The 14,991-nt window shown below is 66.9% G+C and carries 14 protein-coding genes; 8 read left to right on the top strand and 6 right to left on the bottom strand.

Features of this window, described 5'->3' with window-relative positions:
* Positions 1-16 precede the first annotated feature (16 nt).
* Together KX816_05715 and KX816_05710 are read left to right on the top strand one after the other, a co-directional pair.
* Complete coding sequence (locus KX816_05715; protein ID QXQ07519.1) at positions 17-313, top strand: hypothetical protein; 297 nt, start codon at positions 17-19, stop codon at positions 311-313.
* Between the two features lie 267 nt (positions 314-580).
* Positions 581-1,705 carry a hypothetical protein gene (locus KX816_05710; protein QXQ07518.1) on the top strand — a complete coding sequence of 375 codons (1,125 nt, stop codon included), beginning with the start codon at positions 581-583 and terminating at the stop codon, positions 1,703-1,705.
* 22 nt (positions 1,706-1,727) lie between these two features.
* On the opposite strand, the gene KX816_05705 is transcribed toward KX816_05710, so the two are convergent.
* Positions 1,728-2,519 carry a polyphosphate kinase gene (locus tag KX816_05705; GenBank protein ID QXQ07517.1) on the bottom strand — a complete coding sequence of 264 codons (792 nt, stop codon included), beginning with the start codon at positions 2,517-2,519 and terminating at the stop codon, positions 1,728-1,730.
* Entirely contained in the window at positions 2,519-4,303 is a 1,785-nt protein-coding gene (aspS, locus tag KX816_05700) for an aspartate--tRNA ligase (GenBank protein ID QXQ07516.1), read from the bottom strand. Before aspS ends, KX816_05705 begins: the two co-directional genes overlap by 1 nt.
* Positions 4,304-4,471: 168 nt before the next feature.
* On the opposite strand from aspS, the gene KX816_05695 reads away from it, so the two are divergent.
* Positions 4,472-5,293 (top strand): alpha/beta hydrolase, encoded by an 822-nt coding sequence (locus KX816_05695; GenBank protein ID QXQ07515.1) that lies wholly within the window; start codon positions 4,472-4,474, stop codon positions 5,291-5,293.
* A 109-nt stretch (positions 5,294-5,402) separates the two neighbouring features.
* Entirely contained in the window at positions 5,403-6,566 is a 1,164-nt protein-coding gene (gene rnd, locus KX816_05690; protein QXQ07514.1) for a ribonuclease D, read from the top strand.
* 9 nt (positions 6,567-6,575) lie between these two features.
* On the opposite strand, the gene KX816_05685 is transcribed toward rnd, so the two are convergent.
* Complete coding sequence (locus KX816_05685; protein QXQ08418.1) at positions 6,576-8,066, bottom strand: Ppx/GppA family phosphatase; 1,491 nt, start codon at positions 8,064-8,066, stop codon at positions 6,576-6,578.
* Positions 8,067-8,235: 169 nt separating this feature from the next.
* Positions 8,236-9,891, bottom strand: a complete 1,656-nt coding sequence (locus tag KX816_05680; protein ID QXQ07513.1) for a hypothetical protein — start codon at positions 9,889-9,891, stop codon at positions 8,236-8,238.
* Positions 9,892-9,981: 90 nt separating this feature from the next.
* Between KX816_05680 and KX816_05675 the strand changes: the two genes are divergently transcribed.
* From KX816_05675 to KX816_05665, 3 genes are read left to right on the top strand one after another with little or no spacing between them, the layout of a single operon-like run.
* Positions 9,982-10,320 carry an STAS domain-containing protein gene (locus KX816_05675; GenBank protein ID QXQ07512.1) on the top strand — a complete coding sequence of 113 codons (339 nt, stop codon included), beginning with the start codon at positions 9,982-9,984 and terminating at the stop codon, positions 10,318-10,320.
* An 11-nt stretch (positions 10,321-10,331) separates the two neighbouring features.
* On the top strand, positions 10,332-11,294 hold the full coding sequence (locus KX816_05670) for an MBL fold metallo-hydrolase (protein ID QXQ07511.1): 963 nt from the start codon (positions 10,332-10,334) through the stop codon (positions 11,292-11,294).
* Positions 11,295-11,319: 25 nt separating this feature from the next.
* A complete protein-coding gene (locus KX816_05665; protein QXQ07510.1) occupies positions 11,320-13,377 on the top strand; it encodes a CHASE2 domain-containing protein in 2,058 nt (685 codons plus the stop codon).
* Between the two features lie 118 nt (positions 13,378-13,495).
* On the opposite strand, the gene KX816_05660 is transcribed toward KX816_05665, so the two are convergent.
* Both KX816_05660 and KX816_05655 read right to left on the bottom strand, forming a co-directional pair.
* On the bottom strand, positions 13,496-14,089 hold the full coding sequence (locus KX816_05660) for an OmpA family protein (GenBank protein QXQ07509.1): 594 nt from the start codon (positions 14,087-14,089) through the stop codon (positions 13,496-13,498).
* Positions 14,086-14,484, bottom strand: coding sequence for a FecR domain-containing protein (locus KX816_05655; protein QXQ08417.1), 399 nt, complete (start codon positions 14,482-14,484; stop codon positions 14,086-14,088). Before KX816_05655 ends, KX816_05660 begins: the two co-directional genes overlap by 4 nt.
* An 85-nt stretch (positions 14,485-14,569) precedes the next feature.
* Here KX816_05655 and KX816_05650 point away from each other — a divergent pair, with 85 nt between their 5' ends.
* A complete protein-coding gene (locus tag KX816_05650; protein ID QXQ07508.1) occupies positions 14,570-14,989 on the top strand; it encodes an ATP-binding protein in 420 nt (139 codons plus the stop codon).
* Positions 14,990-14,991: the final 2 nt, after the last annotated feature.

The following is a 14,991-nucleotide window of genomic DNA, read 5'->3' as shown; positions in this document are numbered from 1 at the left end:
TCGGTCGGGGGGCACGATGATGGCGGCGAAAATCGAGCCGGCAAGCACCGGGCGCAAGCTATGGGACGGGCTGTTCTGGGTGGTCGTCATCCTCGACGGCCTCGGCGCGCTGACACTGATCTTCGCCAGCGAAGGCACCCAGGACGCGGCGGGGCGCGGCATGCAGTCCGGCTTCGGGATCATCCTGTTGCTGGTGGTCGCCGCGTTGGCCGCGTTGTGCTGGTTTTTCCGGACGGCGTACCTGCGGGTGCCGGTGTTTCTCGCGCTGGCGCTGCCGGGGGTGTTCCTGGCCTTCAACCAGCTGGTGGAGTGAGCGAGGGCCGATCGATAACGCCGCACTGAAAAGCGCCCAAAAATATCAGGAAATACGATCTGCTCCACGCAACGTGGCGCATAAGCCGGCGATCAAGCAGCTCTCAAAATTTTTCGGTAAATCGGTGGCGGTGGTTGGTGGCCCAACTCAGATGCAGTGTTGCATCCAGATAAGCCTTGTAAGCCCTCAAGATTTGTTTAGTCGTTACGGCTGCGTCTATTTCTGGGGATTACGGTGGGCAAATTTAGGGCCGCGGGCATCTGCGCTATGGCGCTGGTGTCATCTTCTATTGCTTCGGCCCAAGTTCCGTCTCAGATCGCATCCTACTCGCGGGGCGGCGACGTTCTACCGCGGGGTGCCGAACTGGAGTTCCTGACGCGTTCTTCGATCAACTCACGAACGGCTCAGGTGGCCGATCGGGTGGATCTCGTCGTCAGCAAGAACGTCCTCTTGAATGGGGCGATTGTGATACCGCGTGGTACGCAAGCGACGGGCGAGGTTTGGCTGGCAAAGCCTAAAGGGAGTTGGGGGTCGCGCGGAAAACTCGAAATCCGCTTGATCAGCTTGACCATTGAGGGTCTACAAATTCCTATAACTGGCGCCCAGAGCGCGCGGGGCGGCACCAATCTGGCAGGCTCAGTCATATCAGCGTTTTTCACGTTATCTTTGCCGCTTGGGTTCGGAATTACCGGCAGCAGCGCTATATTGCCGATCAACACCGCCCTTAAGGGTGAGACCGGCTTCGACATGCTGGTGGGTGCCCGCGAATTCTCGGATACCGAGATATCGGGACTAGCTCAGCAGCGTCCGACCGTTCAGCAAGCAGCCTACCGTGGACCGCATGATCTGGTACTTGACCGCGGCACTGCCGTACATTTCAGATTGATGTCGGGACTGAGTTCGAAGGTTAATGACGTCGGCGACTTATTCGAGTTGGAAGTCGTCGATGATGTGGTGCTGAATGGCGAAGTTGTAATCCCGCGCGGTAGCCCTGCGGTCGGCCAAGTCGATCGGGTCAAATCGAAAAGCTCATTTGGACAACGCGGGAAATTATCGGCGCATGTGGTTTCGATGCGTATCAACGGGCTGGTTGTTCCAATCAGCGGCCCCTTACACGCGGCAGGAGATAAGAACATCGGTGGCGCAGTCGGCGTTACACTGCCCGTTGGCTATTTCGTGACTGGCACCAGCGCCTACCTGCCCGCTGGAACATTGATGCTTGCAGTGACGGGCGAAAGCATTCCATTCGGACCGTTTCTTCGGCCAAATTCCTATGGTCAGGTAAGTCGATCCAGTGGGCAGGATGGGCATGTCTTGGCCAGCAACACAAAACCAGTGACCCGATTTGTCCCAACACCTGCAGAGATTTTCCTGAAAACGACTTCCGAGTAACCGTACTTGGCCGTTCACCGCCCTACAACTTCAGCGTAACCCCCAGCGCCGCCTCGGCCGTCGTCCGCAACTCCGGCGACACGTCCGGGTAGCTCAGGTCGACGTCCTCGCCGAGAACCGCGACCGCCGCCTCCATCCCCGCGATGCGCGCGGTCTTCTTGTCATCGGCGGCGAGGACGTGCCACGGCGCGTCGTCGGTCGAGGTGAGGTCGAACATGTCCTCGTAGGCCTCGGTGTAGGCGTCGCGGTTGGCGCGGTTGTGATAGTCCTCGGGGCCGGTCTTCCAGCGCTTGTAGGGGACCTCGAGGCGCTCGCGCAGGCGGCGGTCCTGCTCGGGCTGGGTGACGTGGAGGAACAATTTGCAGATGCGGGTGCCTGCCGCGACGTGCTCGGCCTCGAAGGCGTTGATGATGTCGTAGCCGGCCTTCCAGTCCTTCTTGGGGGTCAGCTTGTCGACCCGCTCGACGAGGACGCGGCCGTACCAGGTGCGGTCGAACACGGCGATCTCGCGGGCGGCGGGCAGCCGGCTCCAGAAGCGCCACAGGAAGTGGTGTGCGAGTTCCTCCTTGGTCGGTGCGCCGATCGACCAGACATCGGTAAAGCGCGGGTCGAGTTCGCCGGTCAGGCGCTTGATCAGGCCGCCCTTACCCGACGCATCCCAGCCCTCGACCGCGACGATGCCGCGCAAACCTTGCGTGATGTACGCCGCCTGGATCAGCTGGAGCTTGAACTGCAGCGCCTTGAGCCGCTCGTCATAGTCGTGATGCGAGATTTCGGGGACGTTCTCGAAGTTCTTGAGGCGGAGCTTGGCCATTATTCGACGACCTTGATGTTGAGTTCCTTCAACTGGCGCGGCGTCGCGAACGACGGCGCGTTCATCATCAGGTCCTCGGCTTTCTGGGTCATCGGGAAGACCACGACCTCGCGGATGTTGGGCTCGTCGGCGAGCAGCATGACGATGCGGTCGACACCCGGCGCCGAGCCACCGTGCGGCGGCGCGCCGAACTTGAAGGCGCTGATCATGCCCGAGAAGTCGCGGTCGACGTCGGCCTGGGTGTAGCCGGCGATCTCGAACGCCTTGTACATGATGTCGGGCCGGTGGTTCCGGATCGCGCCCGACGACAGCTCGATGCCGTTGCAGACGATGTCGTACTGGTACGCGAGGATGGTCAGCGGGTCCTGCGTCTCCAGCGCCTCCAGTTCGCCCTGCGGCATCGAGAACGGGTTGTGGCTGAAGTCGATCTTCTTGGCGTCCTCGTCGTATTCGAACATCGGGAAGTCGACGATCCAGCAGAATTTGTAGGTGCCTTGCTCGATGATGCCGAGCTCCGTGCCGACGCGGGTGCGCGCCAGGCCCGCGAGCTTGGCGGCGGTCGCGGCGGGACCGGCGGCGAAGAACACGCCGTCGTCGGGGCCGAGGCCGAGCGCCGCGCTCAGCGCGGTCATGCCGTCGGCGCCGTGGTTGCTGGCGATTGGCCCGCCAAAGTCACCGCTTTTGCGGGTCGCATAGCCGAGGCCGGCAAAGCCCTCGGTCTGCGCCCAGGCGTTCATGTCGTCGAAGAACTTGCGGCTCTTGGAGGTGCCGCTGCCCGGCGCGGCGACGGCACGGACGACCCCGCCCTCCGCCACGATGGACGCAAAGCGCCCGAAGCCGGAGCCGCGGAAGTGCTCGCTGACATCGACGATCTCGATCGGATTGCGGAGGTCGGGCTTGTCGTTGCCGTACTTGAGCATCGAGTCCGCATAGCCGATGCGCGGGAACGGCGGCTTGGTGACCGCCTTGGGCTTGCCGTCGACGAAGCCGGTAAACTCGTCGAACACGCCCGCCAGCACCGGCTCGATCGCTGCAAAGACATCGTCCTGCGTGACGAAGCTCATTTCGAAGTCGAGCTGGTAGAACTCGCCGGGGGAGCGGTCGGCGCGGGCATCCTCGTCGCGGAAGCACGGCGCGATCTGGAAATAGCGGTCGAAGCCGGCGACCATCAGCAGCTGCTTGAACATCTGCGGCGCCTGCGGGAGCGCGTAGAACTTGCCCGGGTGGACGCGGCTCGGGACCAGGAAGTCGCGCGCGCCCTCGGGGCTGCTGGCGGTCAGGATCGGGGTCTGGAACTCGGTGAAGCCCTGCTCGATCATCCGGCGGCGCAGGCTCGCGATGACGCCCGAGCGCAGCAGGATGTTCTTGTGCAGGCGCTCGCGACGCAGGTCGAGGAAACGGTACTTGAGGCGAATATCCTCCGGGTACTCGGCCTCGCCCGCGACCGGCAGCGGCAGCTCGTTCGCCGCGGACTGGACGACGACCTCGGCGGCCTTCAGCTCGATCTCGCCGGTCGCCATCTTGGGGTTCACGGCGGCCGGGTCACGCGCCACGACCGGCCCGGTGACGGTAACGACGCTCTCGACGCGCAGCTTGTCGAGGATGTCGAATGCGGGCGAGCCGACGTTGGCCACCACCTGGGTCAGGCCATAATGGTCGCGCAGGTCGACGAACAGCACGCCGCCGTGATCCCGCTTCCTATGCACCCAGCCCGACAGGCGAGCGGTCGTACCGGCGTCGGGGCCGCGCAGCTGGGCGCAGGTGTGGGAGCGATATGCGTGCATTGGGGCCGATCTGGCTGGGTCCGGGAACGGTGCGGGTGACACACGCCGGGGGCGCTTTTGTCAAGGTTAAGGGCCTTCTCGACCGCGTACGCTGTCGCACCAAATTCACTTGCCAAGCGCTTAACGGAGGCGTTTCAATCCTCCATCATTCGATACAGGAGAAGCCCAATGCCCTTCGTCAGCGCCAACGACGGCACCCGAATCTTCTACAAGGACATCGGCACAGGTCCGGTGGTTACTTTCTCGCACGGCTGGCCGCTGAGCAGCGACGACTGGGAGCGCCAGATCGTCTTCCTCGGCATGAACGGCTACCGCGTCGTCGCCCACGACCGCCGCGGCCACGGACGCTCCGACGCGACGTGGGACCACAATGAGATGGACACCTACGCCGACGACGTCGCGACGCTGTTCGACGCGCTCGACCTGAAGGACATCGTCATGGTCGGCCACTCGACCGGCGGCGGCGAAGTCGCGCGCTACCTCGGCCGCCACGGCACTTCGCGCGTCAAAAAGGCAGTGTTGCTCGACGCCGTGCCGCCGATCATGGTGCAGAGCGAGACCAACCCCGAAGGCACGCCGATGTCGGTGTTCGACGGCTTCCGGAAGGACATCCTGGCCAACCGCTCGCAGCTGTATCTCGACATTCCGATGCCATTCTACGGGATGAACCGCCCCGGCGCGACGGTGTCGGAGGGGCTGCGCCTCAACTGGTGGCGGCAGGGCATGATGGGCGATTTGAAGTCGCACTACGACTGCATCAAGGCGTTCTCGGAAACCGACTTCACCGAGGACCTCAAGAAGATCGATATCCCGCTGCTCATCGTCCACGGCGACGACGACCAGATCGTGCCGATCGCCGACGCCGCGCTCAAGTCCGCCAAGCTTGCGCCGCACGCGACGCTCAAGGTCTATCCGGGCGCGCCGCACGGCCTGATGGCGACGCATACCGAGAAGTTCAACGCGGACCTGCTCGAGTTCATCAAGAGCTGAGGCGGCCCCACGCGCGTCATCCCGGTGCACGCCGGGATGACGAGCTTGATTGATACGCCGCCCGCCCCCGCGCTCTAGCCGATGCCCACAGCGTTCGGTATGAGGCGCCATGCACATCCACCCGCTGATCAGCGACACCGCCACCCTCGCCGCACTTTGCACCCGCCTCGCCACGGCCGACTTCGTCACCATCGACACCGAGTTCATGCGCGAGAACACCTTCTACCCCGACCTGTGCCTGGTGCAGATCGCCGGCAACGACGAGGCCGCCGCGGTCGACCCCAAGGCGCCCGGCATGGACCTCAAGCCGCTGCTCGACCTGATGGTCGAGAACCATGACGTGCTGAAGGTCTTCCACGCCGGCGGGCAGGACCTCGAGATCGTCTATAATTTGACCGGCAAGACCCCCTACCCGCTGTTCGACACGCAGATCGCCGCGATGGCGCTCGGGCAGGGCGAGCAGGTCAGTTACACCAACCTCGTCCAATCCTACTTGAACGTCGCCATCGACAAGGGCGCGCGCTTTACCGACTGGGCGCGGCGGCCGCTGTCGACGACGCAGCTCGACTACGCGATCGGCGACGTGACGCATCTCGCGACGCTGTTCCCAATGATGCTCGACAAGTTGCGCTCGACCGGGCGCGGCGTCTGGCTCGACGAGGAGATGGCGCGCGCCGGCGACCCCGCGACCTATGCGCAGGACCCCGACCAGGCGTGGCTGCGGCTCCGCCTGCCGAACCGCAAACCGGAGGTGCTGGGCCGCCTCAAGGCGCTGGCGGCATGGCGCGAGCACGAGGCGCGGGGCAAGGACGTGCCGCGCGGTCGCATCGTCAAGGATGAGACGCTCGGCGACCTCGCCGGCTCGCCGCCACGCACCCAGCAGGACCTCGGCAAGGTCCGCGGCCTTTCGGCGAACTGGGCCTCGAACGACATCGGCCGCCGCCTGATGACCGCGATCGAGACCGCCCAGCCGCTCCCCGCCGCCGAGATGCCGGCCCGCGAAGTCGCTCGCCCCGGCCTGACCAACGAGGGCGCGCTGATTGCCGACCTGCTCAAGCTGCTGCTCAAGGTCCGTGCCAAGGAAGCAAATGTCGCCCCCAAGCTGATCGCGCGCGGCGACGAGCTCGACGCGATCGCCGGCGGTGTCCGCGAAGGGTTGCCGGTGCTGACGGGGTGGCGGCTCGACGTGTTCGGCAAGGATGCGCTGGCGCTGATCGACGGGCGGCTCGGTTTTGCAGTCAAGGGCGGCAAGATGGTGATGAGCGAGCTTTAAGCCCGCGCTTTACGCCGCCCTGAACACCGGCTCCAATCCGAGCGCGCCGGCCAGAGTCTTCAACCGCCGCGCCACCGCTTCCCCGTACAGCGCCGCGTGCGCCGGATCGAGCGTCAGCACCAGAGATGTCCCCTCGCGCCAGAGCCGGCTCGCGGTCAGAGGAGCCGCGGTGCCGCCGGTCAGGCGCTGGCCGAGGCGGAGCGCGGTGCCCCAGGTCCGCGCGCGTGCCAGTGCGGCGGGGTCGGCGAGCTCGTTCATGACCTTGACGTCGCGGCTGGCAAAATCGCCGCCGAAGCAGGCATACAGCGCCGCCGCCATCATCGCGCGCTCGGCCGCTGTGATCGCCACCCAGTTGCCGTGGAGCGCGAAGTCGAAGCCGCGCTCGGCGCGGAAATCGGGGTGGGCGCGCCAGGCGACGTCGCTGAGCAGGCAGGTCGCGAGGCGGATGCGGGCATCGCCGACGGGCTCGCCGCGGCCGCGGAACAGGCCATCCATCCAGGTGAACAACAGGTCGCCATGCTCGGGGAAACGGCCCTGGCGTTCGCCCTCGGCGCGGGTCGCGGCAAGCAACGGATCCTCGCGCTGCATCTCGGGTGATAGCTGGGCGAACAACAGGCCCTCGCGCAGGCCGTTGGCGCTGGCGACGACTTCGGAGCTGCCGAGGCGCTTGACTGCGGCACTGAGCAGCATCGCTGCGCCGGGCAGAGACGGCGCGCGCGAACTGCTGAAATGGGGCACGCCCTTCAGGGTCTTGGGGTCGAGCCGGGCCAGGGTGCGAACCAGCCGCGCCGGCACGTCGGCGTCCATTCGATACTGGTGGACGACCCGCAGCGGGCAGTCGGTCAGGTGCATGTGCAGCTGCGCCAGCGCCCGCCACGAGCCGCCGACCGTGTAGAAGGGCTTGCCGCGGCCAGCCGCGACCCAGTCGACGGTGTCGAGCGCCTTCTTGATGAATCCGCCGAGCGCGCGCGGGCTGCGCTTGCGGACCGCGTCGAGGCGGAGCGAGCCGATCGGCAGCGAGATGCGCTCATGCGCCTCGCCGCCGGAGACGCGGATCAACTCGAGACTGCCGCCGCCGAGGTCGCCGACGACGCCGTCGGCATCGGGGATACCGGCAATAACCCCGAGCGCCGAGCCGCGCGCCTCGACCTCGCCGCTGATTGTCTCGATCTCGAGCCCGCACGCATCGCGGACGCGGTCGATGAAGACCTGCGCATTCGACGCTTCCCGCACGGCCGCAGTCGCCACGACCCGCAGCGACGCGAGATCCATGTCACGCGCCAGCATCGCGAAGCGCCCAAGCGCCACCACCGCCGAGACCATCGACGACTCGCTGAGACGGCCGTTTGCGGCGAGGCCACGCCCCAGGCCCGCCATCACCTTCTCGTTGAAGATAGCCGGCGGAGTCCTTGTCAGACCGCGATAAACCACCAGGCGGACCGAGTTCGAGCCGATATCGATGATGCCGATGAGATCGTTCGGACCCGGCAGCACCGCCACTTCGGCAGACGACTCGGCAGCCGCGACGCGCAGCGGTTCGTCGCCGTTCCGGAAGCGGAAGAGTCTCGTCGCCACTCGCGTTCCTGAAGGTCGCCGTGCCGTATCCTTACCGTGCTGCGGTGCGGTTAGGAAGCGAAACGGCGCGCTCTAGTCTCTGCCCGACTTTGTATCATACCGTACGGTCGACGACGACCTCGATCAGCAGCGGTGCGTCGCCTGCTAACCCCCGCACAAAGGCTTCGCGCAATGCATCGAGCGTCTCTACACGTACCGCGGCGACGCCGTGGCCCTCGCTCAGCTTGACGAAATCGAGAGCGGGCGTGTCGATGTCCATCGCCACATAAGTGCCGGCTTCAGCGCTGTGGCCGCCGATGGCACGGGTCCGCTGCTTGAGAATTCGGTAGCTGCGGTTGTTGAAGATCACAGCGACAACCGGCAGTCGGTAGTGAGCGAGAGTCCACAATGCGGCCAGCGAGTACATCGCGCTGCCGTCGCCGCTGAGCGCCACCACCGGGCAGCCGGGCTTGCCGAGCGCAATACCGGCGGCCTGCGGCAGGCACACGCCGATGCCGCCGCCGCGCATGCCGAACCAGCTGTCGGGACGTGTCGCTGGAATGAGTTGGCGGACGGTGTTCATGCCCGATGACAAGAGCTCCTCAACCACGATCGCATCGTCCGGGATCAGTTGCCCGAGCAGGTGGCAGACCGCGAGCGGGCTCAGCGGCACCGCGCCCGCGTCGGCTTCGGCTTCGGCGCGGGCGACCAGTGCCGCCTGCTTCAGCGCGATACCCGCCTCGACCCCGCCGCGTCGTTCGGTGGCAGGAGCCATGCGCGCCAGCACCGCGGCGGTCAGCAGCGGCAGCGTCGCCTTGGGGTCGCCGAGCAGAGCGGCCGCGACCGGGTGGTTCTTGCCGATCTCCCACGGGTCGTTGTCGAGATGAACGACTTTCGTAGCGGGAGCCAGTGCCTCGATACCCGACGCCTGGCTCTGGGTCAGCAGGTCCGCGCCGATCGAGACCAGCAGGTCGTGGTGCTCCATCACCGCGCGCAACGCCGGGGCCATGCGCGACACGCTGCCGGCGTAGAGCGGGTGGTTCGACGGGAAGGCGGCGGTGTTGGCCATGCCCTCGAGGTAAACCGGCGCGCCGATCGCCTCTGCCAGCGCGGCGAGTTCACCGTGGGCGTCGGACTTCGCGACCGCATCACCGGCGAAGATCACCGGCGTGACGCTCGCCGCGATGAGGTCGGCGGCAGCGGCGATGGCGTCCGCGTCGGCAATGATCCGTGGCCCGATCCGGGTCGGAGCCATCAGGTTGATGTCAGCCTCGTCGGCCAGCACGTCGCCCGGGATCGACAGGAACACCGGGCCGGTCGGGGCGGTCAACGCGACCTTGGCGGCACGGTGGACGGCGCGCGGCAGGTCGGCCAGCCGCCCGACCTCATGGCTCCACTTGACCAGCGGCCGCGCCATCGTCGCAAGATCGTCCCACAACAGCGGCTCGGTCAGCGCAAAGGTAGTGTCCTGCTGGCCCGCGGTAACCAGGATCGGCGCGCCGGCCTTCTTGGCGTTGTATAGCATGCCCATCGCGTTGCCGAGGCCGGGCGCGGCGTGGAGGTTGGCGACTGCGAGCTTGCCGGTCGCCTGCGCGTAACCGTCCGCCATGCCGAGTACGACCACTTCGTTCAGGCCGAGGATGTAGCGGATACCGGTTTCGACGACGAACGCGTCCATCAGCGGCAGTTCGGTGGTGCCGGGGTTGCCGAACACGAACTCGACCCCCTCGGAGCGTAACAGGTCGAGGAAGATGTGCTTGCCTGCGGTCATGCCGAGCGCTTAGCGGCTACGCCCGCGCGACGCCAGATCGCCTTGCCAACCCGGCGGCTGGGCCGCAATCTGTGAACAGAGGGGTGAACCATGGATTGGCGGCAATCGACACGGGGCGGCGCGGTCGTCGGCGAGCCGCACGGCCGCGTCGACGAGAGCAATTGGGAAGCATTCTCCGGGCATCTCGTGGCCGCGATAACGTCGGCGCAGGCCACCGCAGCGAGCTTCATCGTCGACCTGTCGGGCATCGACTACATGTCGTCGCGGGGCCTGCGCGCGCTGAGCACCGCGCTCGCCGCTGCCAAGGCTGCCAACGTCCCGATGTCACTCGCCGCGCCGGGCAGCGCGATGCGCCAGATTCTCGCGATCAGCCGTTACGACAAGCTGTTCACCGTCCACGACAGCGTCGACGCCGTGGCCCCGGCCTGAGAGACCATCCGATGCGCGTCCACTTCTGGGGAACCCGCGGCTCGCTGCCGGTCGCCGCGCGCGCCGACCAGATCCGCGGCAAGCTCGTCGCGGCGCTGGTCGGGGCTTCGGGCCGGCACTTCGCCGATGCCGAGGAAGCGGGAGAATATCTCGACCGGACCCAGGATTTTGCTGGCCGCGGTGGCTATGGCGGCGCGACCTCGTGCGTCGAGATCGATGCCGGGGACGGCGTGTTCGCGGTCTGCGACATGGGCTCGGGCCTGCGCGAGTTCGGCGTCGACGCAGCCAGGCGCAGCGCCGCCGGGCACCCCAAGCACTATCACATCTTCCTGTCGCACCTGCACTGGGACCACATCATGGGGTTCCCGTTCTTTGCGCCCGCCTTCGACCCCGAGGCGACGATCGTCATCTACAGCGGTCACCCCGACGCCGAGACCGCGCTGCGCCGCCAGCAGGAGGAAATCTCGTTCCCGGTCGCCTTCGACTGGCTCCGCGCCTCGATCAGCTTCGTGACCCTGGTTCCCGGGGAGACCACCCGCATCGGCGGCCTCGACGTGACGCTGATCGAGCAATTCCACTCACACGTGTCGTACGGCTACCGCTTCGAGGTGGCCGGCAGCGCGGTCGTCTATTCGACCGACAGCGAGCATAAGGCCGAGAACATGGACGCGGAGGCGCGCTTCGAGGCGTTCTTCGGGGGGGCCGACCTCGTCGTCTGCGACACCATGTATTCGCTTGCCGACACCGTCTCGCTGAAGGCCGACTGGGGCCATTCGAGCAGCCTCGTCGCGGTCGACCTGTGCCGCGTCGCACAGGCCAAGCGCCTCGCGCTGTTCCACCACGAGCCGACCTACAGCGACGCACAGATCCTCGGCATGCACCGCGATGCAATCGCCTACGAGCAATTGACCCGGGGGGACGGGGACGAGGTCGAGGTCGTGTGTGCCTATGACGGTCTCGAAATCACCGTCTGAGCTTGCCGCCGCAAGGCGGACCCGGGTGCGCCTCGCGGGAGTCACCGGCGCCGTCATCGTTGCAGCGTTGCTGGCGTGGCTCGCCGGGCCGCTGTTCGCGGAGCCGCTGTTCGACCGCTACCAGCGCTGGGCACCGCGGACCATCACCAACCCCCGGGTCCATGTCGTTCGCATCGATAACGACAGCCTGAAGCGGGTCGGACCGTGGCCGTGGCCACGCGCCTACTTCACCCAGATGACGCAGCGGCTCAACCAAGCAGGGGCGAGTGTCGTCGCCTTCGACGTCCTGTTCGCCGAGAACGACCCGAGCGACCCGACGCGCTTCATCAAGGTCTTTCCCGAGCTCAGCGAAGCGACCCGGAAGGAGATCACCGCGCTACCCGCGCCGGACGAGGATTTCGGCCGCGCCTTATGGGAGGCTCCAACCGTCGTCGCCCGCGCCGGGGTAAGGCAGCGTAGCCTGGAATCGAACGCACTGAATGCGAGGGGGACAGCGGCGCTCACGATCTCTGCCCGGTTCGACCGATCATTGCCGGGCGCATCGAGTTTCGACCTCGCGCTCGCCAACGTCGCGCCAATCGAATTCAACGCCCATGGCCAGGGATTGATCAACGGCGAGCCGGACCGCGACGGCGTAACGCGGCGGATGATCCTCGCAGCGAATGTCGGCGGGCGACCGATGCCAGGCTTTGCGCTCGAAATCGTGCGAGTCGCGGAGCACGCCGATGACATCGGGGTCGGCGTCGTCGCCGGTCGCCTGACGGCGCTCGTCGCCGGCAGCTACCGTGTGCCCGTCGATCCCGAGGGCCGCGCCCGGCTGTATTTCGGAAGGATGCTCGACGACGACGAGAGCGCCGCTGCGGACGTCATCGACCCGAAGAAATCGCTCGCCTACCTCAAGGGCAAGATCGTCATCGTCGGCCCGACCAGCATCGGCCTGGGTGACATTCGCACCACCCCGCTCGGTGAGACCGAGTTCGGGGTCCGCATCCACGCGCAGGCGGTCGACGCCTTGCTGTCCGGCGCGTGGCTGTCGCGCCCGCGCTGGGCCCTCCCCGCCGAGTGGACGCTCGGGGCGCTACTCGCGCTGTTCGCCTGCCTGGTCTTTCCCCGCCTGCGCGGCCGTGCCGTCGCGGTGGTGCCGCTGGTGGTCGCGGCGATCGTGGTCGCGTCGAGCTGGGGGGCGTTCGTGCTGTGGCGGCTGCTGCTCGACCCGACCCGGCCGCTGCTGATCGGCGGCGGCGCAGCGCTCGCGGTCGCGGCGACGGCTTTCATCCAGACTGGGCACAATGCGCGCGCGATGCGCGAGGCGACGCTGGCCCGGGAAGGCGAGATGAAGGGTGCACGCGACATCCAGCGCGCCATGCTCCCCGACGCCCGCTCCGTCGCCACGCTCGACCCGCGCCTCGACATCGCCGCGCTGATCGAGCCGGCCCAGCTGATTGGCGGTGACCTGTACGACGCCTTCGCGCTCGACGACGGGCGCATCGTGTTCCTGGTCGGCGACGTCACCGGCAAGGGCACACCAGCCGCGCTCTTCATGGCGGTGACCAAGGCGCTGGCGCACAGCCTCCTAGGCGCCGCCGACGCACCGCCGCTGAACGAGATCGTCGGCGAACTCAACTGCGAACTGGCGATCGACAGCGTCGTCGAGGTGACCATGCTGTGCGGCATCCTCGACCCCGCAACCGGCCGCATCGAGTTGGTCAATGCCGGGCATGAGAACCCCTGGATCGTCCGCGCCGACGGCAGCGCCGTCGAGCACGTCATGGAGGGCGGCCTGCCGCTGTGCACCGTCCCCGACTACGCCTACCCGCTCGAAATCCTGACGCTGGCGCCCGGCGAGGGGCTGGTGGTCATCACCGACGGCGTCCGCGAGGCGCAGGACGACAAGGGTGGCTTCTTCGGCAGCGATCGCACCCACGCCGTCCTCGCCGGCTGGACGGGCTCGGCGCAGGGCCTGACCAAAAGGCTGGCGAGCGCGGTTCGCGAGTTCGAGGCAGGCACGCCCGCGACCGACGACCTGACGGTGATGGCGCTGCGATACCGGGGACCCGTCGCCGTATTATCATCCCGGGATTGACCCGGGACCCAGCTAACCGAATGGTCCGAGTTCGGAGTTTAACTGGGTCCCGGGTTAAGCCCGGGATGACCATGGGCTAAAGCTGCACCGCCTTCGCGGCGTCTGTACAATCCCAGCCTCAACGTACGACGACCTCAACTCGCCGGTTGACCGGGTCGCCAAAGTTATCCGACGCATGGCCAGGGACCGGATCGCGTTCGCCGCGGCCGACGATCCGCGTGACATTCTGGCTCAGCCCGTAGCGGATCAGCATGTCCCGCGCCGCGACGGCGCGATCGAGCGACAGCCGGTCGTTGTCGGACGGGTCGCCGAGGCTGTCGGTGTGACCCTCGATCTGCACGTCGACACCATTCCCGCGGCGCTTGATCTCGGCGAACAGCGCATCCCGCGTCGGGATCGATTCAGGTGTCGGGTCGACGCTGTCGATCGCGAAATACAGGATGAAGCGGACCGGCGGCTCGGGCAGATAACCAAGCAGCGGTTTATAGCGGTTTTCGGACACGCCGGGCTTGAGGGCCCGGATATGCGACCGCGCTCCGGCGATAACGACGCGGTTGCCGGTGGTGTCCACCAGCCGCACGTCCTCGCCGGTCTTCGGGTCGATCAGCGCCAGCGCCCCCGGTGGCCGACCGCCCTCGTTGTCGAGCAGCACAACCGTCGACGAGGCGCAGCCCGCGAGCGCGAAGACCGCGATCGCCGCGAGCGGCTTCACTTGACCGTGACCACAAATCGCGTGCCGCGCACGCCGAGGATCGAGGTCGGGGTCTGGACGGTCATGCCCTTGGGGTTCTCGTGCGCAATCTGGCCGGAGACGATGGCCAGTGTGCCGCGCTCGACGTGAGTAACGAAGCTGCCCTTGTGAGTGGTGCTGTCGAACTCGAATTTAGAGACTGCGACCCGGCTGTTGGGCCCAACCGAGAAGCGCGAGTCGTCGACGAAGGTGACCGCGATCCGCCCGTCCTTGCCGGTCACGAGCACGTCGCCGGCCTCCAGGCGGGTACCCGGCTGGGCCGGAATCAGGACCTTGTCGCGTGACACGCTGGCGGTTCCGACCACGCGCTTGACCGTCCCGACGTCGGCCAGTGCGGGGATCGCTACAGCAAGCATGAACCCGACGGCGGCAGCCTTCGCGGCAGTGAACGAGCGGCCCATGGTTGCCCCCTTGGCGCAGGCGTTTAGGATAGCCTCACTGATGGTTTCGCGCAACGCCTTGCCGCCGGGTCGAACGGCCTCGATCGTCGCCGGTCCGGCCGCGGCGGGCGAGGCGATCACCTGCGCCAACGCCTTTGCCGAAAGCGTCGGACTCTCCGAGGATGCCACGGCCCGCTTGGCGATCATCGTCGAAGAACTGGTGCTCAATCTGGTCGATCACGACAGCGGTGTCGGCGGGCAGCTGATCGGGCTGGAGCTGCGCCACACCGAGGGCACCGTGACCCTCGTGCTGACCGACCTGGGGGAGCCCTTCGACCCGCGTGACGCACCGGCGGTCGGCGACCTGCCGCCCGACCGCGGCGGCGGGGCCGGCCTCGCGATGATCCGCGCGTGGGCCACGATCGACGACTACCGGCGCGACGGCGAGCACAACCGGCTGGCCCTGACCCTGCGAGATTAGCC

Source organism: Sphingosinicellaceae bacterium, from assembly GCA_019285715.1.
Lineage (GTDB): Bacteria > Pseudomonadota > Alphaproteobacteria > Sphingomonadales > Sphingomonadaceae > Glacieibacterium.
The sequence above is the reverse complement of the archived record's forward strand: the minus strand, read 5'-3'. Positions and strand labels throughout refer to the sequence as shown.

Bases quoted from the DNA above. Each gene is read 5' to 3' on its own strand.
- KX816_05715 (QXQ07519.1), top strand. From the start codon at position 17: ATGATGGCGGCGAAAATCGAGCCGGCAAGCACCGGGCGCAAGCTATGG.
- KX816_05710 (QXQ07518.1), top strand. From the start codon at position 581: ATGGCGCTGGTGTCATCTTCTATTGCTTCGGCCCAAGTTCCGTCTCAG.
- KX816_05705 (QXQ07517.1), bottom strand. From the start codon at position 2,519: ATGGCCAAGCTCCGCCTCAAGAACTTCGAGAACGTCCCCGAAATCTCG.
- aspS (QXQ07516.1), bottom strand. From the start codon at position 4,303: ATGCACGCATATCGCTCCCACACCTGCGCCCAGCTGCGCGGCCCCGAC.
- KX816_05695 (QXQ07515.1), top strand. From the start codon at position 4,472: ATGCCCTTCGTCAGCGCCAACGACGGCACCCGAATCTTCTACAAGGAC.
- rnd (QXQ07514.1), top strand. From the start codon at position 5,403: ATGCACATCCACCCGCTGATCAGCGACACCGCCACCCTCGCCGCACTT.
- KX816_05680 (QXQ07513.1), bottom strand. From the start codon at position 9,891: ATGACCGCAGGCAAGCACATCTTCCTCGACCTGTTACGCTCCGAGGGG.
- KX816_05675 (QXQ07512.1), top strand. From the start codon at position 9,982: ATGGATTGGCGGCAATCGACACGGGGCGGCGCGGTCGTCGGCGAGCCG.
- KX816_05670 (QXQ07511.1), top strand. From the start codon at position 10,332: ATGCGCGTCCACTTCTGGGGAACCCGCGGCTCGCTGCCGGTCGCCGCG.
- KX816_05655 (QXQ08417.1), bottom strand. From the start codon at position 14,484: ATGCTTGCTGTAGCGATCCCCGCACTGGCCGACGTCGGGACGGTCAAG.
- KX816_05650 (QXQ07508.1), top strand. From the start codon at position 14,570: ATGGTTTCGCGCAACGCCTTGCCGCCGGGTCGAACGGCCTCGATCGTC.